At 41.7% G+C, this 26,134-nt stretch carries 27 protein-coding genes; 6 read left to right on the top strand and 21 right to left on the bottom strand.

The window, feature by feature from the left end; all coding sequences use genetic code 11:
* Positions 1–52: 52 nt before the first annotated feature.
* The 4 genes from IGI46_RS01920 to IGI46_RS01935 form a co-directional block, all read right to left on the bottom strand.
* Positions 53–448 (bottom strand): cytidine deaminase, encoded by a 396-nt coding sequence (locus tag IGI46_RS01920; protein ID WP_207700780.1) that lies wholly within the window; start codon positions 446–448, stop codon positions 53–55.
* Positions 449–475: 27 nt separating this feature from the next.
* On the bottom strand, positions 476–1,138 hold the full coding sequence (gene deoC, locus IGI46_RS01925; protein WP_429964616.1) for a deoxyribose-phosphate aldolase: 663 nt from the start codon (positions 1,136–1,138) through the stop codon (positions 476–478).
* Between the two features lie 13 nt (positions 1,139–1,151).
* Positions 1,152–2,453 (bottom strand): pyrimidine-nucleoside phosphorylase, encoded by a 1,302-nt coding sequence (locus IGI46_RS01930; RefSeq protein ID WP_207700782.1) that lies wholly within the window; start codon positions 2,451–2,453, stop codon positions 1,152–1,154.
* 138 nt (positions 2,454–2,591) lie between these two features.
* The gene (locus IGI46_RS01935; protein WP_207700783.1) at positions 2,592–3,608 is read right to left on the bottom strand and encodes a LacI family DNA-binding transcriptional regulator; all 1,017 of its coding nucleotides are present in this window, start codon (positions 3,606–3,608) and stop codon (positions 2,592–2,594) included.
* Positions 3,609–3,857: 249 nt separating this feature from the next.
* Here IGI46_RS01935 and IGI46_RS01940 point away from each other — a divergent pair, with 249 nt between their 5' ends.
* Both IGI46_RS01940 and IGI46_RS01945 read left to right on the top strand, forming a co-directional pair.
* The gene (locus tag IGI46_RS01940; RefSeq protein WP_429964617.1) at positions 3,858–4,229 is read left to right on the top strand and encodes a hypothetical protein; all 372 of its coding nucleotides are present in this window, start codon (positions 3,858–3,860) and stop codon (positions 4,227–4,229) included.
* A 13-nt stretch (positions 4,230–4,242) separates the two neighbouring features.
* A complete protein-coding gene (locus IGI46_RS01945; RefSeq protein ID WP_429964618.1) occupies positions 4,243–5,010 on the top strand; it encodes an alpha/beta hydrolase in 768 nt (255 codons plus the stop codon).
* A gap of 56 nt (positions 5,011–5,066) precedes the next feature.
* On the opposite strand, the gene IGI46_RS01950 is transcribed toward IGI46_RS01945, so the two are convergent.
* The 11 genes from IGI46_RS01950 to IGI46_RS02000 all read right to left on the bottom strand — a co-directional run bounded on the left by IGI46_RS01950 (position 5,067) and on the right by IGI46_RS02000 (position 13,475).
* Positions 5,067–6,293: a zinc-binding dehydrogenase gene (locus IGI46_RS01950; protein ID WP_429964619.1), complete on the bottom strand. Its 1,227-nt coding sequence runs from the start codon at positions 6,291–6,293 to the stop codon at positions 5,067–5,069.
* A 16-nt stretch (positions 6,294–6,309) separates the two neighbouring features.
* Positions 6,310–7,164 carry a mannose/fructose/sorbose PTS transporter subunit IID gene (locus IGI46_RS01955; RefSeq protein WP_429964620.1) on the bottom strand — a complete coding sequence of 285 codons (855 nt, stop codon included), beginning with the start codon at positions 7,162–7,164 and terminating at the stop codon, positions 6,310–6,312.
* A 14-nt stretch (positions 7,165–7,178) separates the two neighbouring features.
* Positions 7,179–7,991 (bottom strand): PTS mannose/fructose/sorbose transporter subunit IIC, encoded by an 813-nt coding sequence (locus tag IGI46_RS01960; RefSeq protein ID WP_207700788.1) that lies wholly within the window; start codon positions 7,989–7,991, stop codon positions 7,179–7,181.
* A 19-nt stretch (positions 7,992–8,010) separates the two neighbouring features.
* Complete coding sequence (locus IGI46_RS01965) at positions 8,011–8,499, bottom strand: mannose/fructose/sorbose PTS transporter subunit IIB (protein ID WP_429964621.1); 489 nt, start codon at positions 8,497–8,499, stop codon at positions 8,011–8,013.
* Positions 8,500–8,916 carry a PTS sugar transporter subunit IIA gene (locus tag IGI46_RS01970; protein WP_207700790.1) on the bottom strand — a complete coding sequence of 139 codons (417 nt, stop codon included), beginning with the start codon at positions 8,914–8,916 and terminating at the stop codon, positions 8,500–8,502.
* 9 nt (positions 8,917–8,925) lie between these two features.
* Positions 8,926–9,726, bottom strand: coding sequence for an SDR family oxidoreductase (locus IGI46_RS01975; RefSeq protein ID WP_429964622.1), 801 nt, complete (start codon positions 9,724–9,726; stop codon positions 8,926–8,928).
* Between the two features lie 175 nt (positions 9,727–9,901).
* Positions 9,902–10,960 carry a tyrosine-protein phosphatase gene (locus IGI46_RS01980; RefSeq protein WP_429964623.1) on the bottom strand — a complete coding sequence of 353 codons (1,059 nt, stop codon included), beginning with the start codon at positions 10,958–10,960 and terminating at the stop codon, positions 9,902–9,904.
* Between the two features lie 16 nt (positions 10,961–10,976).
* Positions 10,977–11,789, bottom strand: a complete 813-nt coding sequence (locus IGI46_RS01985; protein ID WP_207700793.1) for a PTS system mannose/fructose/sorbose family transporter subunit IID — start codon at positions 11,787–11,789, stop codon at positions 10,977–10,979.
* Positions 11,789–12,580 (bottom strand): PTS mannose/fructose/sorbose/N-acetylgalactosamine transporter subunit IIC, encoded by a 792-nt coding sequence (locus IGI46_RS01990; RefSeq protein WP_207700794.1) that lies wholly within the window; start codon positions 12,578–12,580, stop codon positions 11,789–11,791. Before IGI46_RS01990 ends, IGI46_RS01985 begins: the two co-directional genes overlap by 1 nt.
* Positions 12,581–12,592: 12 nt before the next feature.
* Positions 12,593–13,057 carry a PTS system mannose/fructose/N-acetylgalactosamine-transporter subunit IIB gene (locus tag IGI46_RS01995; RefSeq protein WP_429964624.1) on the bottom strand — a complete coding sequence of 155 codons (465 nt, stop codon included), beginning with the start codon at positions 13,055–13,057 and terminating at the stop codon, positions 12,593–12,595.
* Positions 13,038–13,475: a PTS sugar transporter subunit IIA gene (locus IGI46_RS02000; RefSeq protein ID WP_429964625.1), complete on the bottom strand. Its 438-nt coding sequence runs from the start codon at positions 13,473–13,475 to the stop codon at positions 13,038–13,040. Before IGI46_RS02000 ends, IGI46_RS01995 begins: the two co-directional genes overlap by 20 nt.
* A gap of 183 nt (positions 13,476–13,658) precedes the next feature.
* On the opposite strand from IGI46_RS02000, the gene IGI46_RS02005 reads away from it, so the two are divergent.
* Positions 13,659–16,490, top strand: a complete 2,832-nt coding sequence (locus IGI46_RS02005) for a sigma 54-interacting transcriptional regulator (protein ID WP_429972696.1) — start codon at positions 13,659–13,661, stop codon at positions 16,488–16,490.
* A 206-nt stretch (positions 16,491–16,696) separates the two neighbouring features.
* Here the strand turns inward: IGI46_RS02005 and IGI46_RS02010 are convergent, their stop codons facing one another.
* Positions 16,697–17,605 (bottom strand): LysR family transcriptional regulator, encoded by a 909-nt coding sequence (locus IGI46_RS02010; protein WP_429964627.1) that lies wholly within the window; start codon positions 17,603–17,605, stop codon positions 16,697–16,699.
* Between the two features lie 220 nt (positions 17,606–17,825).
* On the opposite strand from IGI46_RS02010, the gene IGI46_RS02015 reads away from it, so the two are divergent.
* The gene (locus IGI46_RS02015; RefSeq protein ID WP_429972697.1) at positions 17,826–19,097 is read left to right on the top strand and encodes a Rid family hydrolase; all 1,272 of its coding nucleotides are present in this window, start codon (positions 17,826–17,828) and stop codon (positions 19,095–19,097) included.
* 105 nt (positions 19,098–19,202) lie between these two features.
* Here the strand turns inward: IGI46_RS02015 and IGI46_RS02020 are convergent, their stop codons facing one another.
* The 5 genes from IGI46_RS02020 to IGI46_RS02040 all read right to left on the bottom strand — a co-directional run bounded on the left by IGI46_RS02020 (position 19,203) and on the right by IGI46_RS02040 (position 23,237).
* Positions 19,203–19,676 (bottom strand): GyrI-like domain-containing protein, encoded by a 474-nt coding sequence (locus tag IGI46_RS02020; protein WP_429964629.1) that lies wholly within the window; start codon positions 19,674–19,676, stop codon positions 19,203–19,205.
* 56 nt (positions 19,677–19,732) lie between these two features.
* Entirely contained in the window at positions 19,733–20,599 is an 867-nt protein-coding gene (locus tag IGI46_RS02025) for a helix-turn-helix transcriptional regulator (protein ID WP_429972698.1), read from the bottom strand.
* Positions 20,600–20,635: 36 nt separating this feature from the next.
* Positions 20,636–21,583, bottom strand: a complete 948-nt coding sequence (locus IGI46_RS02030; RefSeq protein WP_429972699.1) for a sugar-binding transcriptional regulator — start codon at positions 21,581–21,583, stop codon at positions 20,636–20,638.
* A 389-nt stretch (positions 21,584–21,972) separates the two neighbouring features.
* The gene (locus IGI46_RS02035) at positions 21,973–22,578 is read right to left on the bottom strand and encodes a class I SAM-dependent methyltransferase (protein ID WP_429972700.1); all 606 of its coding nucleotides are present in this window, start codon (positions 22,576–22,578) and stop codon (positions 21,973–21,975) included.
* 83 nt (positions 22,579–22,661) lie between these two features.
* The gene (locus IGI46_RS02040; RefSeq protein WP_429972701.1) at positions 22,662–23,237 is read right to left on the bottom strand and encodes an SGNH/GDSL hydrolase family protein; all 576 of its coding nucleotides are present in this window, start codon (positions 23,235–23,237) and stop codon (positions 22,662–22,664) included.
* Positions 23,238–23,475: 238 nt separating this feature from the next.
* On the opposite strand from IGI46_RS02040, the gene coaA reads away from it, so the two are divergent.
* Both coaA and guaA read left to right on the top strand, forming a co-directional pair.
* Positions 23,476–24,399 carry a type I pantothenate kinase gene (coaA, locus tag IGI46_RS02045; protein WP_429972702.1) on the top strand — a complete coding sequence of 308 codons (924 nt, stop codon included), beginning with the start codon at positions 23,476–23,478 and terminating at the stop codon, positions 24,397–24,399.
* 79 nt (positions 24,400–24,478) lie between these two features.
* Positions 24,479–26,047 (top strand): glutamine-hydrolyzing GMP synthase, encoded by a 1,569-nt coding sequence (gene guaA / locus IGI46_RS02050; protein ID WP_429972703.1) that lies wholly within the window; start codon positions 24,479–24,481, stop codon positions 26,045–26,047.
* Positions 26,048–26,134 lie beyond the last annotated feature (87 nt).

The following is a 26,134-nucleotide window of genomic DNA, read 5'->3' on the forward strand; positions in this document are numbered from 1 at the left end:
GCCCCCTAAAGTATGGTATTTTTTCAACAGTCAGATGACTGAATGAACAAGTTTATAAATCTTTGTCGGTAAACATATATGGCAGTAATCCTTCAACGGTTATTTCTTTTTGAACACCGTTGTCACCGACTAAGGTTACTGGCATGCTTGGTTCACAAAATTCTGCCATGACTTGACGACAAGCTCCGCAGGGAGAAATTGGTTGGGGCGTATGCCCCGCAATCACTAAATGGCTGAATTCCCTTTCCCCTTCAGATACAGCCTTGAAAAAAGCTGTTCTTTCTGCACAATTGCTTAAGCCGTAAGAAGCATTTTCAATATTTAAACCTTGATAAATTTTACCATCTTTTGTAACTAGACAAGCACCTACTGGAAAATGTGAGTAAGGTACATAAGCCTTGTTTAAAGCGTCGACTGCTACATCGATCCATTCCTTTTTTGCTGTCATGTTGTCTCCTAATTGCTGAATTTGAAATTAGTAGCCTGTTCCAGATAAACCGTTCATGATCGCTACGCCCGAGCTGGCACCCAAACGAGTCGCACCGGCTTCGATCATTGCCATTGCTTCTTTTGCGTTGTGAATACCACCAGAAGCTTTCACACCCATTTCTGGACCCACAGTTTCCCGCATCAGCTTCACATCTTCAATAGTTGCTCCTCCAGTTGAAAAACCAGTCGATGTTTTAACAAAATCTGCACCTGCTGCTTTTGCTAATTCACAGGCTTTGATTTTTTCATCGCGGTCTAACAGAGAAGTTTCAATAATCACTTTTACTAAAGCTTGATCCTTCGCAGCATTTACAACGGCTTCGATATCTTTTTGCACCTTACCGTAATTACCATCTTTCAATTCGCCGATGTTGATCACCATGTCTACTTCATCTGCACCATTTTCAATTGCATTTTTGACTTCAAAAGCCTTCACTTCAGAAGTGTTAGCCCCTAGAGGGAAACCAATAACGGTACAGACTGCAACCGGTGCACCTTTTAGTTCCTTAGCTGCCATGCTTACCCAAGTAGGATTAATGCAGACTGAATAAAAATGATATTTTTTTGCTTCTTCGATAATTTTCATCACATCATCCTTCGTTGCATCTGCCTTTAAGATCGTGTGATCAATCATTCGATTTAATTCCATGTGTTCCATCCTCTCATTCGGTAACAATACCGTGTATTAATGTTGGTTCAACCGCTTGGCTGCCAATTTCAATATTTTCGTAAAGTAGTTTTTCTACCTCTTGAATATCTTCAGTGTTAGCATAAATAGTTAACAGCGATTCACCGGCCACTACCTCTTCACCGATCTTTTTGTGAAGCTTGATACCAACTGCATGATCAACAGCATCTTCCTTAGTTTTGCGTCCGGCACCTAGCAGCATTGCTGCAATTCCAATTTCATTTGCCACCAGTTTGGTTACATAGCCAGTTTCTTTGGCTGGCAGCTCGCTTTGATAACGGGCTGTCAACAATTTTTCAGGATGATCCACTACTGAGCTATCACCGCCTTGGTCTTCAATCATTTCGCGGAATTTTTCTAGTGCCTTACCAGAATCCAGTGCTTTCTTCAACAGTTGTCGTGCCTCATCTAATGTTTCTGCTTTGCCTGCTAATACTACCATTTGACTGCCCAAAACATAACACATTTCAGTTAAGTCCTCTGGGCCCTCACCTTTAAGTGTATCAATTGCTTCAACAATTTCCAAACTATTCCCTACTGCCTCACCTAAAGGCTCCGACATATCAGAAATAACAGCCATTGTTTGCCGACCTGCCAGTTTGCCGATACGCACCATCGTCTGCGCCAATCGTTTTGCGTCATCCAAGTTCTTCATGAATGCACCTTCGCCAGTAGTCACATCCAACACAATAGCATCCGCGCCAGCAGCGATCTTCTTACTCATGATAGAACTGGCAATCAATGGAATAGATCCAACTGTTCCAGTTACATCCCGCAGTGCATACAGCATTTTGTCAGCCGGTGCTAAGTTCCCCGATTGACCAATCACAGCAACCTTACTCTTGTTGACAATGTCAATGAATTCTTGATCGGATAACTCGATACGAAAACCAGGAATGGATTCAAATTTGTCTAATGTACCACCGGTAAAGCCAAGGCCTCGTCCAGACATTTTAGCAACAGGTACACCCACACTAGCTACTAAAGGTGCTAAAACCAATGTCGTTGTATCTCCTACACCGCCGGTAGAATGTTTATCCACCTTAATTCCCTCAATGGAGGAAAGATCAATAATTTCTCCAGAGTTTGCCATTGCTAAGGTTAAGTTGGAAATTTCTTCATCTGTCATATCCTGATAAAAAATGGCCATCAATAAGGCACTCATCTGATAATCAGGGATTTCTTTGGCTGTGTAGCCGTTAACAATAAATTCAATTTCATCTTTCGTTAAGGTTTTTCCATCACGTTTCTTCTCGATCAAGTCCACCATTCTCATAGCATTGCCTCCAAACTTCAAACTAATTATACATTAAAAAACCAAAAGGTAAACCACTTTAGTAAAACAGTTTACTCAAAACGGAAACGCTTTTAGGAAACGCTACCATCGTTACTATAACGAGAAGAAGCTAAATTGTCAAGCCTCAACTATTCTTTCCACACTCTCACGAATAATTAATTTAGTTTGGAAGATTTTATTCGGGATTCTCTGAGAAGGAAAATTGATTGCGTCCACTAGAAATTTAGCTGCTGAAAATCCTATTTCAAAACTCGGCTGGAACACTGTTGTCAACGGCGGTACCATGTATTGACTGACTTCTAATCCATCAAACCCCACAACCGAAATATCGTCGGGAATTTTACGTCCGCTTTCGTAAATTGCCTGATAACAGCCAATCGCCATTTCGTCATTTCCACAAAAAATAGCAGTAATTTTATCATTTTTTAGCAATTCTTTCGCGGCTTTATAGCCTCCAGCAATTGTCATATCTCCTTTACTAATGTAGTTCTCATCAAAGGGAAGCTGATATTCAAAGATAACCTGCCGATAAGCATTTACTCGTTCAGACAATTGATAGTAACCTTCTGTTTCCTTAAGCATCCCAATATGACGATGGCCATTATTCACCAGCATCCGAACAACTTCTTGTGCTCCCGCATACTCCTCTACCAAAAGCTGGCCCCAGTCACGTTCGTTTAGTCCACGGTCAATCAACACGATCGGACGATCACAATAAAAATCACTTTCCAATGACTGTTCGGGGGATAGATGGCTTGGCGTTGCTAGCAAAATACCATCTACTGAACGGTGAGACAATTCATTTAGATAACGAATTTCTTGCTCCTTATCATGTCTTGAATTGCATAGGATAATCATATAGCCTAGCGGATTTAGGTAGCTTTCCACCCCTTCAATAATCTTAGAGAAAAAGAAATCTGTTACATCTGGAACAATCATTCCGATAGTTTTGGAATGTCTGTTAATTAAATTTGCTGCAAAAAAGTCCGGTTTGTATTGGTATTCCTCTACAATCGATAAGACTTTCTTTCGCGTCTGCTCACTGAAGCGACTGCCTTTATTATTCAAAATTTGTGAAACTGTCGTTACTGAAACACCAGCCATCTCTGCAATCTCTTTTATTGTGATTTTCATCCAGCATTTCCTTTCACCTGTTTTCCCTCAGTTTAGCAAAGAGATATTTAGAAAGAAAGCATTTTTCAAAAAATCCTATATTTAAAGAAATCAGAAACTCAGAATCCTAATCTTTACTTTTATTAAAGACTATCCTTAACAGGTAAAAATGTTTTATAAAAAAAGAAAATAGGCGTAAGTTAGATAATAGAAATTGGTAACATTTAAAACAAACAATACTCTAGGCACTCACAGAAAGTAGGCAGAAAAATGTTAGATGTTTTAGGAGCTATTAAAAACTTAAGTTGGAATACGGAACATCATTTCCTGCATATCAAAAATCAGCATGAATTCATACGGATTTGGGCTGTTCAATTTGAACTAGGCTACACGGATTTCCGGACCATCCAATTAACTTTACAACTGGATCAGCAAACCGATTTACTGAAGCAATTTACTCAGGCATATGACGCTGTTTATCAATATGAATACTCTTTTGTAAAAGGTGGTTTGGATGGATTCAACCAAGAATTTGGTGATCAAATTGATTCATACGATCATGCTCATCAAGAGTTATTGGCAATTTTACAAAAAATAGCAGAATTGCAACCAGAAAGAACACCTGAGAACGATCTAATTTAGGGAGGGCATTGGAATGAAGAAAGATGTTGTTTATGATCAAAAGAATCAACTAACTTTAGATATTTATGAGCCTGATAAAATCGATTCAGCGATTATTTTAATCCACGGTGGCGGCTGGTTCCGAGGCGATAAAAGCAAGGAAACAACTTTGGCAGAAAGACTGGCTGCTGACAATTTTCTAGTAATTGTATCTAATTATCGTCTAGCACCAGATCATCTTTTCCCGGCTGCTCGAAAGGACCTTCTGGCAGTCTATGATTGGTTGGCTGGAAGTGACTATCATATTGCAAATAAAATAACTGCATTGGGTTCATCAGCTGGTGGCAATTTGGCGATTGAATTAGCTTTATCTAAAGGTATTCCAGCAGCATCTTGGTCAGGAATTATTGACTTGTATGATTGGGTAGTTGAACACCCTGAAGTGGTTGCCTCCCAAAATCAGAAGCCTCATTTTGATCAACAGGATAGTTCCAAAATCGATCAGGACGGCTCTAACGATCCATTCTACAAATGGTTCATTCTAAACTATGTTAATCAGGATCTGGACTTACTGAAGCAGGCCGATCCTTTATCACGAGTTTCCGCCAATAGTGGGCCGCTTTTCTTGGCCAACTCCTTGAGTGAGCTGGTACCATTATCAGGAGTTTACAAGCTGCAGAAATCTTTGGCAGAACAAGGTGTTCCCTCTGAAATTAAACTAATCAAAGGAACTGTCCACGGCGAAGGTTATGCTGAGGAAGCGTACACTAATACGGTACAATTTCTTAAAAGCTCTTTATAAACAAAAAAAGAAGACTGGCCGATCCCTTATGAAATTGATCGGCTAGTCTTTCATGTTTATATTTCAGGATAACTTTTCAGTAAATACTCTTCTGCTTTCTTACTCCAAATTCCGTCAGTTTCAGCTAGAATTTCTCCTAACTCAGAGTCTGGATCAATTTCCGACAGTTTGGTTAAGTCACTTTGTTTATGAGTGTAAACCAATTTTTTACCACCACCAATTGCTGGTTGATTCAATGTCGTTTCAGCCACTGCATCCAGCCCTAAAATGTGGGTAACCACGTTCGCTACCTTAACCTGTTTATCTTCAATCAACTTCACCGCTTTACGCATGTCTTCAGTATTACCGCCTGAAGTTCCTACAAAATGAGTAAATGAATAATGTACATCGTAGAAATTCACTTTGGCTGAAAATTCTTTATTTTGTGGACCAGCAAAGAAATTCAAACAACCATCTGGATTTAGCATATCTGCCGCATCAGTTACAACCTGTTCCGCTGGTACCATTACAAAGATATCATCAAAGCCACCGTCAATTTTTTCTTTAAGTAAAGCTACCTGATCTTCTACTGCACCAACATTTACGTATTGAACTGTAATACCGTCTTGACTTGGGTATAGTTTTTCCGCCCGAGCCAATTTTTCAGGATCGCGGTCGGTAACAATCAATTGCTTCGGACGAATCGGTCCATGCAAAGCATAATCAATAGCCAACAGACCCATTGGACCAGTACCGCCCATGATTAACAAATTCCCATCTGGTTTAATCCCCATTTGGTGTTCATAGCTGCCGTCTTTTAAATGATAATTTGCTTCAAAAGCACCAATCACACAAGACAAGGGTTCAATCAGTGATCCTTCAAAATACGTCTCCCCCTTGTAAGGAATCAAGCAATCCTGATTCATTACATCTTCTGAAATAATAATGTAGGTAGCATCGCCACCGGTATAAGCATACGAGTACCCTGGGCAATCAGGACGATCTGTTAATTGCAGGTTGGCCTGTACAACATACCGTTCGCCTTTTTTGTATTTGTGGGCCCATTTGCCGCCGACTTCCAGCAGTTCACCACAAAATTCATGACCGACAATGATCGGATTATCTGCTACATTGTCTGGTGCTTTCTTGTGATCGCCGCCCTGATTGGCCAGCTTCCAGGTAGACATGCAGATACTGTCAGTAATAACTGATGCTAAAATTTCATTGTCTTTGATTTCTGGTAATTCAAATTCTTCCAAACGCAAATCTTTTTTGCCATACAATCGAACTGCTTTCGTTTTCATCATTATCCTCCAATATTTACGCTAAAATTCCTAATCCGTAGCCGATAATCCCCACCGCAAACAAGACAAAGATCAATACAATGGGGCTGACTTTTTTCTTCAATAAGCGCATCATTAATAGTGTTAAGCCTAGTGCTAAAAGACCTGGAACTAAATCATCCAATACATTTTGCACCGTTGTAATAACTTCTTGACCATCGGCACCCGCAGTTCTGGAAACAACCAGCGGTATATTAATAGTGGTCCACTTGGTAACCAGTACGCCCATAATGAATAAGCCTAAGATTGTGGCACCCTCGGTTAATTTTTGCAGCAAGTTGCCTGACAGATCCGAAACAATATCCATTCCTTTTCTGAAGCCGTAAGTTAATCCAAACCATTTCATGGAGATCCGCACCGCATTAAAAGCAAAGAAAAACAATAGTGGTCCAAGAATATTGCCACTTAATGCCAGGGACGCACCCATCGCTGCGGTTATCGGACGTAAGGTTCCCCAAACTAGTGGATCACCTACGCCACAAAGTGGTCCCATTAATCCGATCTTTAAGCTGTTGATGGTTCCTTCGTCAATATCTGCCCCAGAGGCTTTTGCTTCCTCCATCGCCATGGTCACACCAATAACCGGTCCACAAACCGCTGGTGTTACATTGAAGAATGTCATGTTGCGTTTCAGTGCTTCAGCTTGTTCTTCTTTTGTATGATAAACTCTTTTAATTGTTGGAATCATGTCCACACAAAATGCTAAGGCATGAATTCGTTCGTAATTAAAGGATGCCTGTTGAAAGTTTGAAAAAAAGAACGTACGCATTAAGTCCTGCTTAGTAATTTTTGACTGCACGGGCGCTTTAGTTTCTGTTACCGTAGTTTCCATATCGTTAACTCCTCCTAGTCCTCTAGTTCATCGTCTGCTAAATCGCCGCCGGCTACTGCTGCTACCATTCCGCCAGCAGCTTCCTGCTTTTTAAAATTCGGATTCAATTGTACATAGATTAACGCAATGATTAATCCGACAATCCCGAAGGATAATAAACTGAAATCCAAGTATCCGCCTAAAACAAAGCCTAAGAAGAAAAATGGCATCAGATATTTTACGCTCATCATGTTCAAGACCATCGCATAACCGACTACTACGATAAAGCCACCCGCCACTGCCAAACCACCAGTTACAACGTCTGGAATCATATTCAACATGTTTGTTACCATTTCAGCACTAACAAAAGCTGCGACAATTGTTGCCGGAATAGCTACCCGCAAAGCCTGAACGAACAAGGCACTAAAGTGTATAAAGATAATCTTGTTAAAGTTCGCTTTCTCAGCCTCACGATCCGCTGCATGCTGGAAGGCCACCGTAATCGTTCGAGCAAAGACCGTCAAAACTTGTCCGGCTGCCGCAACTGGCAAGGCAATCGCAATCCCTGCTTGGATATCCTGATGACCAACTATAACGAGAATCGTTGAAATGACGCTGGCCAAAGCTGAGTCTGGAGATTGAGCTGCCCCAATGTTCATCCAGCCTAATGCAATCAGTTCTAAGGTTCCGCCTAGAATAATTCCTGTAGTTACGTCGCCTAAGATTAACCCTACTACGGTACAGGCAATCAATGGACGATGGGTTTGAAATTCATCTAATACACTGCCCATCCCGCAAATACATGAAAAAAGAAAAATAAGAACAATTTGAATCATTGATAATTCCATTGGTACTTAACCCCTCTCTTTAAAAACCAGCTTCTTTTAATTTCGCTTCAAAGTCACCTTTTGCATCGGTCGCTACGACGCGTAAATCCAACTCCACACCCATTTCAGTCAGCTTTCTAAACGCCACTGCATCCTTTTGATCGATTGAGACAGCCTTCGTTACCTGAGTCCGGCCATTCTTAAAGTGCATACCGCCAATGTTAATTGATTGAATAGGCACGCCACTCTCCACCATTGCCTGTACTTCTCCTGGATTGGTAAACAGATAAAAGACTGTTTCATCGGCATATTTAGGATTGTTGTAAACCTTGACTGCTTTTTCGACATTGACGATATTGGCTTTGATTCCTGGAGGTGCCGCTTGTTTTACCAGTGTACGACGTACCTCATCATTGGCTACCTCTTCACTAACTACGATGATTCGTTCCGCACCAGCCTCTTTGGCCCAAACAGTTGCCACCTGTCCATGAATCAATCGGTCATCAATACGTGCTAACTTGATTTGCATTTAGAAATCCTCCTCTTCTTCAATTAATTGTTCGCTAAAAGATTTGACTGTATCGCCAGCAACACTTGTAATATGTTTCACAATGCTAGATAAATTATTTCCTTGAAGCATACTAGCTGCCTCTAATACTAATGGCAGAGACATTCCTGAAACAACTTCAATAGTCTGTTGCGTATTTTTCATGGCAACTGCACAACTTGCATTGTAAGGAGTCCCACAAAATAAATCAGCTAAAACTAAATAATCGGCTGTTTCATCTGTCATAGCTTGGCTGATTTTCTGCTGGATTGAGTCCAAGCCTTCCTCCTTCAAAAATTCCACTGACTGGAAATCCGAGAGCTCACCGAAAATCATTTCGGCCGAGCGTTTCATCTCATGAGCTAGTTGGCCATGAGCCACTAAAATTACTTTGTTCATCTTCTTCACCTAGCCTCTCGTTTTGCCGCCAGCTACATTTACGGTTACACCATCTACATAGCCTGAGCGATCAGAAAGGAAATAGGCCACTAAGTCAGCCACTTCAGTTAATTTTCCATCGCGTCCCAAGGGAATTGTTTTGGTGTTGGTATACCCTGCTCGAAGTTGTTCAACAGTAATGCCCCGCGTATAAGCCAACGCTGTTTCATATTCAATCGTTCGCAGTCCCGTTTCTTCCATGATTCCTGGAGCGATTCCCACCACACGAACTCCTTTTTTACCTAGCTCTTTGGCCCATGATCGTGTAAAGCTGTTCACAGCGGCTTTCGTTGCTGCATAAACGCTTTGACCTTCGGAACCTTCTAAGCCGCACTCGGAGGACATATTGATTATTACACCTGTGCCTTGTTTGACCAGTTCTCGTCCAACAGCCTGTCCCATTAAATAAACACCTTTTTGATTGATGTCGATCATTTTGCTGAAGATCGCCTCGTTGATTTCAAATTTTCCAGCTTCGGTTTGTTTCTCATCTACTAACAATGCTGGAATGTTAATACCGGCATTATTAACCAAGCCATCGATTTTACCAAAGGTTGCTACTGTCTTTTCAACAGTTTGCTGGACGGATTCAGGATCTGTCACATTTGTGGTGCTAAACAGAAGATTTTCGTGCTGGAAGCTGCCTTCTCGCAGATCGGCATTAACCACCTGTACACCTAACTCACACAACGTCTTGACAATTGCTGCCCCAATCCCTGAAGATCCGCCTGTTACAATCACTGTTTTACCTTCTATTTCTAGCCAATCCATTTTCGCACCTCTTTTACACATTTGTGATTTACATTTAACGTTTGTTACACTTTGTATTCTAGCCTCTTAAGAAAACGTTGTCAACAACTTTTTGCAATTTATTTAATTGTAATTCACATTTGTGCTGAAAGAAGCTAAAAAAATGACCAAGCTATTTGCTTAGTCATCGGCTTTTTTATGCGGTTAAATACAGGTTTTTCAATGCTTGAACTTCTTCTGAAGTAATTCCCAGTGCTGATTTTACGTAGTCTTCCACTGAATCATACTTCTCATCAATTGTTGCGAAGCTAGATTCTAAATAATCTCTTCGAGTATCGATCATCGCTTCTAAATAATCTAAGACATCCTGATTATCTGTATACTTGGCATATTGTGCCATCTTGAATTTGGTACGTTCTTCTCGAACATCTTGAGTAATCAAATAATCCTTGATAATCTCTTCACGTTCAACACCAATAATGGCTAAAATTAACGCAGCACCAAAACCAGTTCGATCCTTACCACCGCGACAATGCATAAAGGCTGGCAAATTTTCTTCCTTCAGCAATGCCTTCAGCATCTCCCGAAAAGACTCCTTAGCATGATCAGAAGTCACAAATTCACGATAATTTTTATGGAAAATAATGCCAGAACCATTTAATTCCTCTGGTGGTACCGCGCCATTCTCTAAATTCTTAACAATCAATTTATTTTCTTCTTCAAAGCTGACGACTGCCCCAGCCGCTTCGGAAACAGTTGAATTAGGATCACACTTGTAATAGTTTTTGACACTGGCAAAGGAATAATTAGGATTCAACTCCCTTTCCTGGTCGTTGCGGAAATCAATAATACTATGGAAATTTATTCGTTTCAGGTAAGTAATGTCGGCTTCCGTCAATTGACTCAGCTGATCGCCACGGTACAACAGCCCCCATTTCACCTGTTGGCCATCTTTAGTACGGTAACCACCCATGTCTCGAACATTAATTGCACCCGTTAAAGGCAGCAATCGTTCACCAAAGATCGGACTATTCACGGCTCCTTCTATTTGGTAATAATAAGGCCCCTGTTCCTTCTTTAATTCAAAAGAAAATGAAGCTGACGATGTTTCCGTTAATACTTGCGTTACTTCTTCGGGTGATTTACCCACTAGCAGCTGACAAGCTTGCTGGTCAGGATTCAAAAAGGTTACTTCACACTGGTCGCCTTCCCGATAAAAATCAATATCTGGTAAGGTATATGGTTGTTTTATCACTGATCGTCCTCCAATTTTATGCAAGAATTCCTAATACTGAAAGCAGCACACCAAAGACCAAGGTGCCAACGATGAAAGAAACGGCATGTTTCCCTTTAGTCTTTTTCAAGGCTAGGATAAAGCCCACTGTTAAAAGCATTGGTAAAAGGTTCGGCATGATTTTATCCAGCATTTCCTGAACAACAATTTCATTTTCACCAATTTTATAACTGATACCGACACTCATTTTAACTGTATTCACCAGCAAACCGCCTACGACAGTACAACCTAAAACATTTGCCATCGTAGAAATTCGTTGAATCATAGCACTACCGCCCGTAGTCAGCAAGTCAATACCTTTTTTATAACCATAGTGAACACCATAATAGCGCATCAAAATGTTGACTGAGGCAAACATTACCAGCATCAAAATCGGACCTAAAGCATTTTTCTCCAAGGCTAAGGAAGCACCGATACTGCCACAGATTGGCAGCCAAGTGAACTTCATTAAACTGTCCCCTAAACCGGCTAATGGTCCCATCATTCCTGTTTTCAAGGCAATAACTGATTCCTTCTCATCCTCACTGGTTTTCTCTTCCATGGCAATTACTACACCTGCGATTAAGCCATTCATAGTAGTCATGCCGTTGAAGAATTCCAAATGCCGTTTCATTGCCCGTTTTCTACCTTCACTATCCTCTTCAGGATAGAGCTTTTCTAAGCTGGGAAGAATGCTGTAAAGCATCCCTAATGTCTGCATACGCTCATAGCCAAAAGAAATCGAACCAACATTTGTTCGCCAAAAGGCTTTATTCAATTCTCTTTTAGTAATTTTACTTTCTTCCATCATTAGAGATCATAGCTCCCTTCCTCATCCTCTGATACTTGATTAACCGTTTGTTCTTCTGGAGCACTATTTTTCTGATTGGCTGCCAAATCATAGACCGCAGCTGCCGCAATTCCGATGAAAGAAACAGCTAAAAGTGGTAGATCCAAATAAGCAACTAGCGTAAAGCCTAGCAAAACGAAAACCCACATCCGGCCTTTTAACATCATAGTCAACAGCATAGCAATCCCAACTGCTGGAATCATGCTGGAGGCGGTACTCAATCCATTAATAATTGATTCTGGTAAAGCATTCAAAATATTTTCGACTGTGTCTGATCCTAAATAGATTGCCATAAATACTGGCACTGCACGGATCAAGAAGAGAAATGGTACTCCTTCATATTGAATAAACTTGATTTTACCGAAGTCGCCATTTTCAGCTGCTCGATCGGCTTGGTGAATAATAAAGCTGGCAGCGGTATTCCATAAAACTAATAATTGCTGACAAAGAATTGAGGCTGGAACCGCGATGGTGACTCCGGCAGCTACGCCCCCGCCAGTCAGGATTCCCATAGCTGTTCCTACAACTGCACCCGACACTACATCCGGTGAACTGTATGCCCCAACGTTTCCGACGCCCATCCACATTAACTCAAGTGTTGCACCAATTACTAAGCCTTGGCCTAAATCTCCTAATAATAACCCTACAACTGCCCCACATGGCAACGGTCTGCGCAACCCAAACTGTGGCCCCTTATCATCCAAGGAACAAATCCCAGCCCAGATTGCAACAAGAATAGCCGATTGTAACATCCCATTTCCCCCTTAGCTTAATGTTTCTTTTTTGTCTTTTGGTACCATTTGAATAAATACATCTACCCCATCTGCAATCATCGCATCCAAAGCAGCTTTTTCCTGATCTGTCACTGATACTGCTTTTGACAGGCGGTTGTTGCGTTCTTCGTTGTATCGAATACCACCGACGTTGACTGATTCTAATGACAAGCCGTTTTGGTGAACATCCTGAACATCAATCGGATTGCTGAACAGCAGCATGGTTTTCTTTTTGATTGGATTTTTCTTAACAATGGTATTGAATTGGCTTACTCCAAATACATGAACCTTTACATTGGCTGGTGCGGTCATCATCAAAACGGATTTTTGAACCGAGTCGTTTACTAACTTATCATTCACAATAATAATCTGTTCAATTCCATATTCATTCACCCAACCTGTCACTACCTGACCATGAATCAAGCGATCATCAATTCTAACTAATTGTATACTCATCTTCTTCGTCTTCCTTTCGTGATAAAATATCGTTCAATACGTTGAAGCTGTTTTGATGCGACTGACAAAGAATCTCCTTGATTTCTTCCAATGTCTTTTGTCGATTCACAAATAATTCCAGCAGCATTGGCAGATTGAAGCCGGTAATGCCTAAAACATTTTCCTTTGTCATAACGATTGTTCCAGCAACATTGCTTGGGGTTCCACCTAAAATATCAGAAAGCAACAGCACCCCATTTGAATCATCCACCGTTTCTAATACTTCCTGTAATTCACTTACTACAGCATCCAAATCTTTCTCCGGTGTCACCGCGATAGTGGCGACATTATCTAATTCTCCAATAATCATTTCAGCGCTTTTTAGTGCCTCCTGCGCATAATAACCATGACTCATTAATACGACTGCAACTTCCTTCACAGCTGATCCCTCCTCTTCGCTTTACTATAAAGCAAGTGCCGTGCCAATACGGATTAAGAACCGTATTCCCTCGACTCAGATGATAAAAAAAGCCGGTAGCTGATTGATAATCAATACGCTTTCCGTTAGAATGAAAAAAATAAGACGGATAACACGATTTATGAATACGGATAGGAGGAAATAATGAAACGGATCAATAAAATTCATACGCTTGTAAAAGAATATACGAAAAACATTCAGCGCAGTGATTTATCGGATAAAAAAGTCGGAATTACTTCGGTGGATCTGGCGGAGCAAACAGATATCTTGCGGAACAACGTTTCTCAGGATTTAAATCAGCTTCATAGGGAATTGAAACTGATCAAAATTAAAGGCAAGCCCGTACGCTATTTGGATGCGGAACAAATCGCTGTCCTGCTGGGTGGAAAAATCCAGTCCAAGGATCTATTGTTCCAGTCGGCGGCCGAATTACTGGAGGCTCCAGTCCAAGCAAACGATCAAGGCGACCCCTTCCGTTCATTGATTGGGGCCGCTGGCAGCTTATCCCCAATTATTCAGTCAGCGAAGGCCTCGATTCTGTATCCACCTTTTGGGCTGCATACCCTTTTGCTGGGAGAATCTGGTACCGGTAAGAGCCTATTTGCGGAAGTGATGTATCACTATGGACAAACCGAGGGCGTGTTTAAAGAGGATAGTGCCTTCATTCGTTTCAATTGTGCCGATTATGCTACCAATCCTCAGTTTTTAATGAGTATGCTATTTGGTACCCGCAAAGGTGCTTACACCGGTGCGGATGAGGAACGGGCGGGATTGATTGAGGCTGCAGATGGCGGGGTGTTGTTTTTAGACGAGATTCATCGGTTGCCTCCAGAGGGACAGGAGATGCTGTTTCATTTCATGGATCAGCACACCTATCGCCGGATGGGAGAAACGACCAATGAACGAACCTCCAAGGTATTGATCATTGGTGCAACCACCGAAACCGTCAGCAACCACTTGTTAACTACCTTTTTAAGACGAATTCCCGCGACAATTTGGTTGCCGAATCTGGAAGAACGGGGAGCCAAGGAACGTTTGGAATTGCTTGAATTTTACAGTCGACAGGAAGCGGAAAAGCTGCATTCTCCGGTGGAATTTTCTCGCAATGCTTTGTTCCTGCTGAGCTGTTACCCAGCAAAGGGCAACTTAGGCCAGCTGCGCAGCGATCTGCAATTGACAATTGCCCGGGCTTATTTAGAAACTCGGCAAAATAATTCTTCCCGGGTTCATGTCACTAGTAAAATGCTGCCAACGTACATTGTGCAGCGCAAGGAAGCCTTATCCCAAGAAAAAAGAAACCTAGTAGAAAAGCTGCTGCCAACGGATAAGCTGGTGATTTATCCTACTCCGAAGGAAAAACCTTCTGACCAACTAGTCATTGAACATGATTTTGTTAATTACTATTTGAATCAGCTACTGACCTCTAAAGGCAGTGTTGATTTAGAGCAGTTGTTCCATGAATATACCTTGGAAATTAGTAAAAACACCTTATACGAAGACAGCTACTCAGTATTGTTCGATCCTCTGACCCAAGAGATATCAGCAGTGCTGGCAGAGCTTTTAGTCGAGGAATATAAGCTGAATTTTGAGGAAAATATTTATTTGTCTTTGGCGTTGTTTATCCGAAATATTCAGCAGTCCAATGGTAAACGAGTGAATACAGTGTTCCCTGAGGATGAAATTCATTTATCCGATCAGGCAGTTAAAACCGCCAAAAAAATGGTTGAAATCATTGAGAAACGCTTCAATATCGTCTGTGATACCAATGAGCTGACCGTTTTAGCTACCATCATTCATACGTTGATTGAAGGACGGCAAAACCAGGAGATTCGTTTTTTAGTGGTGGCCCATGGTGAAGCTACCGCTACTAGCTTGGCCAATACGATCAACCATTTGTTGAATACGGATATTGTTTTAGGATTAGATATGCCTTTGACAATGAGTCCAACTGAAACAGTGGTAGAGATTGAAAAGGTGGTCAAAAGCTTCCCTTCCACTCACTCGTGGATTCTCTTTGTGGATATGGGTTCCTTGATTCAGCTGGACAAGCAAATCAAGCAATCAGAGGATCAGAATTTCTATGTAATGGAAACAACAGATATTTTGATTATTCTGGAAAGTGTCCGAAAGGTCCTGTTCACTTCGCGAACTGCAGAACACATTGTCGCAGATATCGCCAAAATGTCCGAACTGCAAAACGACAAGCTGCAGCGGAAAATCAAGGAGTACCTGTCGATTCGGATGAATCGGGTCATTTATACGGTCTGCTCTTCTGGCGAAGGGGTAGCCCTGTTTCTGGAAAAAATCATCGGCGACTTTTTGCGTGAGAACCACATTTATGATGTACAGATCATTCCATTGAACGGAACCCAGCAGGAAGTTGGTCAATTAATTCGTTCCACTTCTCAGGACAAAGAAGTGGTTAGTGTCATCGGCAGTATTGAACCCAAGAATCTAACCTCGCCGTTCCTCTCCTTGAATGATATTTTAATGGGACAAGGGCTGAATCAGCTGCTGTATCTTTTAGGAGAAGAACGAGCCCCAGCACAGAAGGAACATTCCATCGAGAAAGCGACTCAAAGTTTAGTTCTGCAGCTGTGTCAAGAAACCTTAGATAAATATCTGATGTACTTGTCAGCCAACAAGATTACACCTATGCTGATGCATTTTATCGAAGAGCTGGAAAAACAGCTGGAGGAAAACTTCAGCAACAATCTTCTGACTAAGCTGTTTATTCATACAGGGTGTTTACTGGAACGAATTCTTTTCAAGGAGCAGCCGCTGGCCATTACGCCAGAGGATGAGGACTGGGTAAAAACGCAAGGACGTGCTCTGGATGTCTTGCTGCAGGAAGCATTGAAACCGATGGAGGATTTGCTGCAGCTTTCAGTCAATCTACAGGAGCGGTATTATCTAATTCAACTGCTGTTAGAAAAATTTCCTCATTTAGTAGCAAAAAATGTGCTAACTGATTAATCCTGACGCTTTTTTGGGGGACTTGATTGAAGCAGAGCTACAGTTGTATAAGCGTAGAATAACTAGCCTTCGCAGCTATAGCTGCACTTTGTATCGCTCTCATTAGTAAGAAACTTTCGAATGAAGCTGGATCATCGTAAAAACAGGCATTGTCCTTTTATGATGATCCAGCTTATTTTTCGGAGAATGATCGCTTCCTTCGCAACCTATCGCTCCACAAATCTTACTCCATGAATTCCCTCTGGCTGAAGCTTGGATATATTCTCTAAAATAAATTCTGCGAATCGGCGTGAAGCCAGAGACATCGTTTGCCAGTTGCGCCAGCCAAGAGCAACCGTTCGCTCTGGTTGTTCTGTGATCTCAAGAATCGCTACCTTATCCTGCAAGCCAGCCAATGTCAAACTATACATAATTGACACCCCCATACGCCGCTGGATCATCTCCAGAATTGCAGAGTCATCATAGATTGTGTACTGAATGTTGGGTTCAAGCTGTTTTTGAGAAAAGGACTTCAATGCAACGCTAAACTCTCCTTCGTCTAAAAGGATAAAGGTCTCCTGTGCCAGCTGCTTTAAACTAATTTTATTTTCAGCAGATAATGGGTGATCCTTAGGCAAAACCGCCAACATCTCATCGTGATAAATCGGCTGTGTCTCTACCCCTTCGACACTATGGTGATTTAAAAACCCGAAATCAACCTGATCATTCTTGATCCAGCTGCCAATACTGGAGGACTCTCCTTGAAAAAGCTCAAAGCTGACCTGCGGATACTCCTGCTTGAACATTCCCATCAGCTGTGGCAGGAAATTTTTACTGACACTGTTAAATGCACCAATACGGATTGTACTGGCTTCTAAGCCATGCAGCTCCCGCTGCTTTTTTGCCAACTGTTTTTCAGCAACTTCGATCGCTTGCAAATAGGGAAAAAATTGTTCTCCGTCGCTCGTCAAGAGGATACCGTCTTTTCCTCGATTAACCAGAAGGGTGCCTAATTCCCGTTCCAACGATTTGATAATCTGACTGACCGCACTTTGAGAATAGCCTAATTTTTGCGCGGCCTTTGTAAAACTCCCAGTTTCGATCACTTGGCAAAACACACTGTATTTTGAGATCATTTTTTATCCTCCATTAGAATTGCTTATGGATGTATTATAATCATTCGTTTTACTATGGTAAAGAGGCTATTTATAATGGTGGTTAAATGAAAGGAGCCCTTGTATTAAAAAAGAGAATTTGATTCATCATGCCTATTCTATTAAGGTTTTTAGGATTGACCCTAGGCACGGCTACACTGAGGGCTCATCCACACATCACAGATCCAGAAAGGAAGTAATTATGAGTAAAGACAACGTAGTTTTAGCAAGAAACACAAAAAATGCACCAATGGATGAGTTAAGTTCACAGACTGTCGCTTTTTCCCATTACAATAATTTTGCAGCACAATTGCCGATTGACCCGCAAACTGGAAAATTAGTTGATGGCGGCTTCAAAGCACAAGCTGAGCAAGCTTTTAAAAATGTGGCAGCCATCGTCGAAAGTATCGATCATGTTATGAACGATGTCGTACGATTGACGATCTTTATCAAGGATTTTCGCGATTTAGATGCTGCGGACGAAGTATACCAAACGTATTTTACAAACTATTTTCCAACAAAAACAGTCGTTGCAGTCGACTCTTTGCCGATGGATGCACTGATTCAAGTAGAAGCCTTGCTCTCAAATGGTGAAGGAACGATTCCAGAAGCACCACAGGCAGGTGATTTAATTAAGCTGACCAATCACACTGAGACAGCACCTCATTGTGCTTTATCTAGTCAAATTGTCGCTTTTTCTCACTACACAAACCTGTCCGCACAATTACCGATTGATCCACAAACTGGTCGAATGGTAGCCGGTGATATCAAGGTACAGACTGTACAATGCTTAAAAAATATCAAAGCAATTTTAACAAGTGTTGATGTTCCATTGGATGATATCGTTAAAACAACTATTTTTGTTAAAAATTTGAGCGAAATGAAAGCGGTTAACGATGCCTATCGTACGTTTTTCCCTGACTCTGGAATCGCAAGAACGGTGGGTTATCTTCCGGCACGGACTGTCGTGGCAGTTAAAGATTTGCCGCTAGGGGCAGATGTGCAGATTGAAGCCGTGGTGTCTTATGGCGACGGCACGCCGCCGCAAGCCGTAGAGGATCGTCACGGATTAATCCTTGAAGCGAACAATACTTCTGCTGCTTGGAAATGTTCATTGGGCACACAAACCGTCGCCTTTTCTCATTATAATAATCTTTCGGCGCAATTACCGATTGCACCAGCTACTAATGAGATCGTTGCTGATGATGTAAAAGCACAAGCAGAGCAATGTTTAAAGAATATCAAAGCCGTAATCGAGAGCGTCGACCATGTAATGGAAGATGTAGTGAAGGTCAATATTTTTGTGAAAAACATGTCAGATATGACTGCGGTAGACGAAGTATATCGGACATTTTTCCCAGAAGGTACGCCTGCCCGTCGCGTCGTCGGTGTCAGCGAGCTGCCAAAAGGCGCGTTGATTCAAATGGATGCGATTGTTGGCAATGCCGAAGGAACTCCACCAATGGTTAACTAGAAATCCTAAACACGGAAGAACAAATTTAAAGACAAGAAATTTTGCTGTAAAACCAAAATTTCTTGTCTTTATTGTTAACCAACGAAAGTTGTCACTGTTCTATTTTTACTTAGATTCATACACTAATTCTAAAATTGTTTCCTGTTTTTCCGGCGGAATCTCTTCATCGCTCAAATAATATTCGTAGGAAATCCCTAAAAATTTCCCGCCGATGTTTTTGATTTCCTGAAGCATCTCCAAGTAGATCCCAGTCATATCTTCATAGCGGCCAACATACAGTGCAGATAAAGCTTGATAAGATGGCAAGTAATAGCAATCTACTTCACTAGGAACTTCTACTTTTTCCGCAATTGGAAACCCAACCTCCATCTCAATCGCATTTTCATCAAGCTTTCCTTCGTCCTCCATATTCTTATAAGAGACAAATGGTGTACTTAGAATTCTTATTTCTTCTTCCTGCAACAAACCACCTAATTTCATGAAGGTGGGGCCGATAATTTTGGGGATTTCCTCAACTCGTACCGTAAAGGTTTGTGAGACAATCCATTGATCCGGTTTAGCAATTTGTTCAAATGTCATAGCTAGCGCCTCCTTTTGCTTAATCATAACGGATCAAAGTGCCAGAACCTGTCATATTAAAGTTGATTTTCTAAAAAAGACTGTGTATATGCTACGACCTTCTCCTTTACCCATTGCGGCTCTAGAATCTGGACATTTTTACCCAGTGGCAGCAAAAAGCGGTATAAATCATCGAAAATGGCAAAATCCATCGTTGTTTCGAAGCTGCTATCAGGATTATCCACCAACACAAGCTCGGAAAATTCATCGTAACGTTTGTAGGCAATCCGTTTACTGAAGCGCAGCTTAACCGTAATTTTGGGAAAGTCTAATTCTTCTGGCGGTAGTGGAGATACGAGCCTAGGCCCAAAAACCACTTGTTTTACCCTTCGTAAAGGATAAACCTCCCAAGCGTCTTTAGAAAAATGATAGGCTAACAAATACCAGGTTTGATATTTATACAAAATACGTTTTGGCGCTGCCCGAATCAAGCGGGTCTGACCGTATTCAGTGTAATAGGTAAATTGAATTTCCTGCTCATTAAATAAGGCGTGCTTCAATTTCGCAAAGGTCTCACTGTGAACCGAGCCTTCTTGACTCAAGTCCACCGAAAGCCAATTGCTCCAATCGTAAACACTTCCCAGCTTCTCCATTAGCTCTTCGGTATCAGCCAAACCGATCGATTGCAGTAAATGCAAGGCTAAAAGCAGGTCATCCTGTTCCTCTTCCATCAACGTATTATCTACATGAAAAGATTCATCCAAAAAAATCCCGCCGTTGCGTCCCTTGATCGAATAGACCGGTACACCGGCCAAGCTCAAGGCATCAATATCTCGATAGACTGTCCGCGGCGTCACTTGGAATCGTTCTGCCAGCTCGTTAGCAGTAACTTTTTTGCGATTAAGCAAAATCAACGTTGTTTGCAGCAGCCGAATCACCTGCATCGCCGTTCCTCCTTAAAAAGAAAGGGTAGGATTTTCCTACCCCTCAAGTACTTTCTTCGCTGTTTCCTCTGTCGTAACTAAAACATTAATGTATTCACCCTTCAGGGCACTGGCGATTGCTGGCGCTTTGTCCACCATCGAAGCAATCCCAATGCGGTACGGCGTCCGTTTCAGATCACTGATGTCAATACCAATTAAGCGATCATCCAATTCGTTTTCAATGTGCTGGCCTTCTGAATTGTAGAAGCGGGAAACCACGTCCCCAATAACTTTTTTACCCTCCAAATAAGCCAAAACATCTTCACCATAGAATTGTTTCCAGCTTTCGCTGGCCTTCAAGTTAGGACTGCCAATACCTAAAATGGCAATATCCAGCTTGCGCCAATAATCAATCAACTCTTGGTTGAACTCATTTTCCATTAAAGCCTTTTTCAAGGCGATCGTTTCTGGAAAGGCAGGCGAATCAATCAGCAGAGCTCGACCATTCATTTTTTTCGACGCTTCGTAAGAAATGGTGTTCACATGATAGTCACTGATTAGCCGACCTGATGGCCCACCAATCATTGGAATACAAGTAATATTTTTCACTGTGTAACTTCCTAAGCCTTCGGGAATTGCTGACATGGTTTCTCCCCAGGAAAAACCAATTATCATGTCATCTGCTAAAATCTCTGTTAAGTACTCCCCAACACCACTGGCTAAGAGCTTGTCCTTTTGGGTCCGATTTAACTCCGGTGCAGAGGGTACAATGACTGCTTTTTTTAACCCGTACTTCTCCTGCAGCTGCTTTTCTAAATCATAGGTGCCTGCTTTATCATAATTAATGGAAATCGTAACGATCCCTTCATTTCTGGAGCGCTTTAGCAGACGGCTGATGGTACTGCGGTGAATATTCAATTCCTTGGAAATCTGACTTTGATTCTTGTCCTCCTGGTAGTACATCTCGGCAATTCGAACCAGCAGTTTATCTTCATCTTTATACATCGTTCGTTTCCCCCAAATCTAAACAGCCTAACAATCACATTTGTGAAATAGCTTGATTTAATGTGATTATACCGTTATTCCTTCTAATCCTGCAAGCCTTTCTCACTAATTGGTAAAAAGAAATTTCACTGCTGTGTGCTTGAGAACAGCCCATTTCTGTTTTAACTTAACTGCGAAAAGTACGACTGATAGCTAGTTCCTCTTTAAGGGACCATTTTTCCAAAGAGCGGAAAAATGGGTCTGATCCTCTCACGCATATCATCGTACTAAACTTCTCTATTGGATTATCTGTTCTTAATCGACAACCCATTTCTATTTTAACTTAACTGCGAAAAGTACGACTGATAAAAAAAGCTGCCGTAAATTTTCTCCATTTACGGCAACTCTAGTTATTCTTTCCTACTTTTTAAAATATAATACCCTTTATCCTTGGAAACAATCTCGGCATTACCGAAAATCTCTTCCATTTTCTTCTTGGCACTTGGCGCGCCCTGTTTCTTTTGGATCACGGCTGTTAAAGTACCACCGATTTTCAGCAATGGTTCTGCATCTGCCAAAATCTGATGCACGACCTTTTTACCTGCACGAATCGGTGGATTGGTGACAATCGCTGCATAAGCATCCTGATGCAGTTCTTCATAAATGTTGGACTGATGAATGTCCGTCTGCTCTTCTAGCCCGTTGCGCTTGGCGTTATCCTGAGCTAAAGCTACTGCACGATTATTAACATCAATCATTTCCACCTTACGCCCTGTTCCATAGGCCAAAGCCAGACCAATTGGACCATAACCGCAGCCAACATCTAGAATCGATCCTTCCGGCAACTCGTTATTGTCGAATTGCTCAATTAATACTCGCGAACCGTAATCAACTGTTTGACGGGAAAACACACCACTGTCTGTTACAAAGTGAAAGTTCCTACCCAGCAGCTCAAAGGACCACTGCTCCAGATCGTGAGAGGTCTCAGGATTTTCTGAATAATAGTGATTGCTCATTGTTTCTCCTTAATAATTAAAATTTTTACTCGTTTGATGTCCGACCATTCTGGCTGATCCACATCAACATCAACGTTCAGCATTTACATAGTCAATAATTTATTTTTGATATCTCTGGCAATTAAGGCACCTAAGAAGTGGTACCCTTCATCAGATGGATGCAAGCCGTCATCCTGAAGGAATTCCTTCGGAGCGGGATAAATTGTCATGTGATGATACAAATCAATCACACTAACACCCATGTCTTTCGCTGCTTGTTTTGCCATTTCAGCATATTCCTGCTGGCGATCATTGCTAGCTTCGGTGCGGATTTCTGTGTTCACATAGCCAGGAGTTAGCACGATCACCTTCTCTGTGGAAAAAGCACCAATCAATTTACGTAGATTGTCGCCATAAACGTCAATCGGGTCTTTGTGTTTAACCGAATCATTCGTGCCAAAACAAATCACAACAAAGTCAGCATTGGCTGTCACTACTTCGTCTAAACGTTCCAACCCCTCAGCGGAGCCTTCTCCTCGTTTGCCAAACTCCAAAATCTCATAACCAGGAAATCCCATGTCTGCCAGTTCGTTGACCACGTACTGATTGAGAATATCACTAGTTTCACCATTCATCAAGCCTGTCATTAAGCTGTCGCCATATAAAGCAATTGTTTTCATCACGTGTGCCTCCTCTTTTCTACTATGATAGCACGAAGTCGCCAATCCTACTCTTCTGGTGACCAATTCTAAAAAATAGATGAAACTCCCTGATTTTCCATAGCTTTTCGGCGTTTTTTTCCGTTAAAATGACGTATACATCCTTTTATAGAAGAAAAAAAGGCGGTTTTCCAGTAAAACCCACCAGAAAACCGCCTTTTTGTGATAAAATTAAGCGCAGTTATCAAAGGAGGCCGTCATGAAGGACAAGATCAATTACTATCGTATTCCGCGGGAACAGTGGCAAGATTTTTATACCAGCGGACATACCCCTTTGACCGAAGAAGAATTGGAAAGTATTCGAAGCTTAAATGACCGCATCTCCATGCAGGATGTGGAAGATGTTTATATTCCATTGTGCCATTTGATTCACTTATACAAAAAAGAGGCGGAATCCTTGAGTTTGAGTAAAGGACTTTTCCTGCATAAATACGTGAAAATGCCGCCATTTATCATCGGCATCGCTGGAAGTGTTGCCGTCGGAAAAAGTACCACTGCTCGACTGCTACAAACCCTTTTAGGTCGTTTGTTCAAGCATCAACGAGTCCAGCTAATCACTACGGATGGATTTCTTTATCCCAACAAGGTCTTAGAGGACCGGGGGATTATGGATCGCAAAGGCTTTCCTGAAAGCTATGACATGGAAAAGCTGATTACTTTCTTGAACGAAGTTAAATCAGGGCAGGAAAACATTCAAATTCCGATTTATTCCCATAATGTTTACGATATTGTTGAGGGGTCGTACGAAACCATTCATCAGCCGGATATTCTAATTGTTGAAGGAATCAATACCTTGCAGCTGCCAGCTAATCAGCAAATTTATATCAGCGACTTTTTTGACTTTTCAGTCTTTGTCGATGCTGATTCCACTCTGATTGAGAAATGGTATTTGGAACGTTTTGAAGCTTTGTTGGACACGGCCTTCCAGGACCCAGACAATTACTATTATCAATATGCCATCGGTGATCGTAAAGCCGCTCTCGAAATGGCAGAAGATGTATGGCAAAAAGTGAATTTGGTTAATTTAGAAGAGTATATCTTGCCAACACGCGGCCGAGCTGATATTATCATGCACAAGGCTAAGCATCATAAAATTGATGAAGTCTATTTACGCAAGTATTAGACCGCCTCATTAATTCATGCAAAAAAAGCCGAGCTTGCTCTGCTTTTGAAATAAAACTATAAGAATAGAGGGAATAATTGTGACAAACGTTGCCAACGAAATGACTGACGTTGAAAAAATCATTGTGCTGGACTACGGTAGCCAGTACAACCAATTGATCACTCGTCGTATCCGTGAATTCGGTGTTTTCTCAGAACTAATGAGCCACCGCATCACTGCTGAAGAAGTAAAAGCTATGAAGCCAAAAGGAATTATCCTTTCCGGTGGACCGAACAGTGTCTATGATGAAGGTGCCTTCTCGATTGATCCAGCAATTTTTGAACTGGGTATTCCAATCTTGGGAATCTGTTACGGCATGCAGTTGATTACTTACAACCTAGGCGGAAAAGTTGAACCAGCTCAAAATCGTGAATACGGAAAAGCATTACTGGAAGTTACTTCTGATGATGCTGTCTTATTCGAAGGCACACCGAAAGAACAAACAGTCTGGATGAGCCACGGCGACCTTGTTACCCAAGTACCAGAAGGCTTTGAAACAGTTGCAACCTCTGCTGACTGTCCAATTGCCTCAATTCAAGATACGAACCGCAACTTCTATGGTATCCAATACCATGCGGAAGTGCGTCACTCCGAATACGGAAACGATTTGCTGCGCCACTTTGCTTACGAAGTTTGTCATTGTAAAGGTGACTGGAGCATGGACAACTTTATTGAGATGCAAGTCGCAAAAATCCGCGAACAAGTTGGTGATAAGAAAGTTTTACTCGGCTTATCCGGCGGCGTAGACTCATCTGTTGTTGGTGTATTGCTGCAAAAAGCCATCGGTGACCAATTGACATCAATTTTTGTTGACCACGGCTTATTACGTAAAAACGAAGGCGAACAGGTAATGGAAGCTTTAGGTGGAAAATTCGGCCTGAACATTATCCGTGTTGATGCCAAAGACCGTTTCTTAGACAAACTAGCTGGTGTTTCTGATCCAGAACAAAAACGCAAAATCATTGGGAACGAATTTGTTTACCTATTTGATGATGAAGCAACGAAACTCGCTGGTAAAGAAGGCATTTCCTTCTTAGCTCAAGGAACCCTTTATACCGACGTAATCGAATCCGGTACTGAAACAGCTCAAACCATCAAATCTCACCACAACGTAGGTGGATTGCCAGAAGATATGCAATTTGAGCTGATCGAACCATTAAACACTCTATTCAAGGATGAAGTCCGTGAACTAGGAACTCAGCTTGGCATGCCAGACTCTATCGTATGGCGCCAGCCTTTCCCAGGACCAGGCTTAGGTATCCGTGTCCTTGGCGAAATTACTGAAGAAAAACTAGAAATCGTGCGCGAATCAGATGCGATCTTAAGAGAAGAAATTACAAATGCCGGCTTAGACCGCGACATCTGGCAATATTTCACTGTCCTGCCAGGCATTCGTTCAGTTGGTGTTATGGGTGACGGTCGTACTTACGATTATACAATCGGTATCCGTGCAGTAACCTCAATTGATGGTATGACTGCCGACTTCGCTCGTATTCCATGGGATGTCTTGCAAAAGATTTCTGTTCGGATCGTGAATGAAGTGGATCATGTGAATCGGATTGTGTATGATATTACGAGTAAGCCACCGGCTACGGTTGAATGGGAATAGCCTAAAAAAGCCTATAAACGTTGTTTTAACAGCGTTTATAGGCTTTTTCTAGAGTTATGACTAAGATGCTTCACCTTAAAATATTTA

Origin of the sequence: Enterococcus sp. AZ163, assembly GCF_050498925.1 — a bacterium.
Lineage (GTDB): Bacteria > Bacillota > Bacilli > Lactobacillales > Enterococcaceae > Enterococcus_A > Enterococcus_A ferrettii.

What these genes read in the sequence shown, in the direction of transcription:
- IGI46_RS01920 (WP_207700780.1), bottom strand. Translation starts at nt 448, where the DNA reads ATGACAGCAAAAAAGGAATGGATCGATGTAGCAGTCGACGCTTTAAAC.
- deoC (WP_429964616.1), bottom strand. Translation starts at nt 1,138, where the DNA reads ATGGAATTAAATCGAATGATTGATCACACGATCTTAAAGGCAGATGCA.
- IGI46_RS01930 (WP_207700782.1), bottom strand. Translation starts at nt 2,453, where the DNA reads ATGAGAATGGTGGACTTGATCGAGAAGAAACGTGATGGAAAAACCTTA.
- IGI46_RS01935 (WP_207700783.1), bottom strand. Translation starts at nt 3,608, where the DNA reads ATGAAAATCACAATAAAAGAGATTGCAGAGATGGCTGGTGTTTCAGTA.
- IGI46_RS01940 (WP_429964617.1), top strand. Translation starts at nt 3,858, where the DNA reads ATGTTAGATGTTTTAGGAGCTATTAAAAACTTAAGTTGGAATACGGAA.
- IGI46_RS01945 (WP_429964618.1), top strand. Translation starts at nt 4,243, where the DNA reads ATGAAGAAAGATGTTGTTTATGATCAAAAGAATCAACTAACTTTAGAT.
- IGI46_RS01950 (WP_429964619.1), bottom strand. Translation starts at nt 6,293, where the DNA reads ATGAAAACGAAAGCAGTTCGATTGTATGGCAAAAAAGATTTGCGTTTG.
- IGI46_RS01955 (WP_429964620.1), bottom strand. Translation starts at nt 7,164, where the DNA reads ATGGAAACTACGGTAACAGAAACTAAAGCGCCCGTGCAGTCAAAAATT.
- IGI46_RS01960 (WP_207700788.1), bottom strand. Translation starts at nt 7,991, where the DNA reads ATGGAATTATCAATGATTCAAATTGTTCTTATTTTTCTTTTTTCATGT.
- IGI46_RS01965 (WP_429964621.1), bottom strand. Translation starts at nt 8,499, where the DNA reads ATGCAAATCAAGTTAGCACGTATTGATGACCGATTGATTCATGGACAG.
- IGI46_RS01970 (WP_207700790.1), bottom strand. Translation starts at nt 8,916, where the DNA reads ATGAACAAAGTAATTTTAGTGGCTCATGGCCAACTAGCTCATGAGATG.
- IGI46_RS01975 (WP_429964622.1), bottom strand. Translation starts at nt 9,726, where the DNA reads ATGGATTGGCTAGAAATAGAAGGTAAAACAGTGATTGTAACAGGCGGA.
- IGI46_RS01985 (WP_207700793.1), bottom strand. Translation starts at nt 11,789, where the DNA reads ATGATGGAAGAAAGTAAAATTACTAAAAGAGAATTGAATAAAGCCTTT.
- IGI46_RS01990 (WP_207700794.1), bottom strand. Translation starts at nt 12,580, where the DNA reads ATGTTACAATCGGCTATTCTTGTTGCAATCTGGGCTGGGATTTGTTCC.
- IGI46_RS01995 (WP_429964624.1), bottom strand. Translation starts at nt 13,057, where the DNA reads ATGAGTATACAATTAGTTAGAATTGATGATCGCTTGATTCATGGTCAG.
- IGI46_RS02005 (WP_429972696.1), top strand. Translation starts at nt 13,659, where the DNA reads ATGAAACGGATCAATAAAATTCATACGCTTGTAAAAGAATATACGAAA.
- IGI46_RS02010 (WP_429964627.1), bottom strand. Translation starts at nt 17,605, where the DNA reads ATGATCTCAAAATACAGTGTGTTTTGCCAAGTGATCGAAACTGGGAGT.
- IGI46_RS02015 (WP_429972697.1), top strand. Translation starts at nt 17,826, where the DNA reads ATGAGTAAAGACAACGTAGTTTTAGCAAGAAACACAAAAAATGCACCA.
- IGI46_RS02020 (WP_429964629.1), bottom strand. Translation starts at nt 19,676, where the DNA reads ATGACATTTGAACAAATTGCTAAACCGGATCAATGGATTGTCTCACAA.
- IGI46_RS02025 (WP_429972698.1), bottom strand. Translation starts at nt 20,599, where the DNA reads ATGCAGGTGATTCGGCTGCTGCAAACAACGTTGATTTTGCTTAATCGC.
- IGI46_RS02030 (WP_429972699.1), bottom strand. Translation starts at nt 21,583, where the DNA reads ATGTATAAAGATGAAGATAAACTGCTGGTTCGAATTGCCGAGATGTAC.
- IGI46_RS02035 (WP_429972700.1), bottom strand. Translation starts at nt 22,578, where the DNA reads ATGAGCAATCACTATTATTCAGAAAATCCTGAGACCTCTCACGATCTG.
- IGI46_RS02040 (WP_429972701.1), bottom strand. Translation starts at nt 23,237, where the DNA reads ATGAAAACAATTGCTTTATATGGCGACAGCTTAATGACAGGCTTGATG.
- coaA (WP_429972702.1), top strand. Translation starts at nt 23,476, where the DNA reads ATGAAGGACAAGATCAATTACTATCGTATTCCGCGGGAACAGTGGCAA.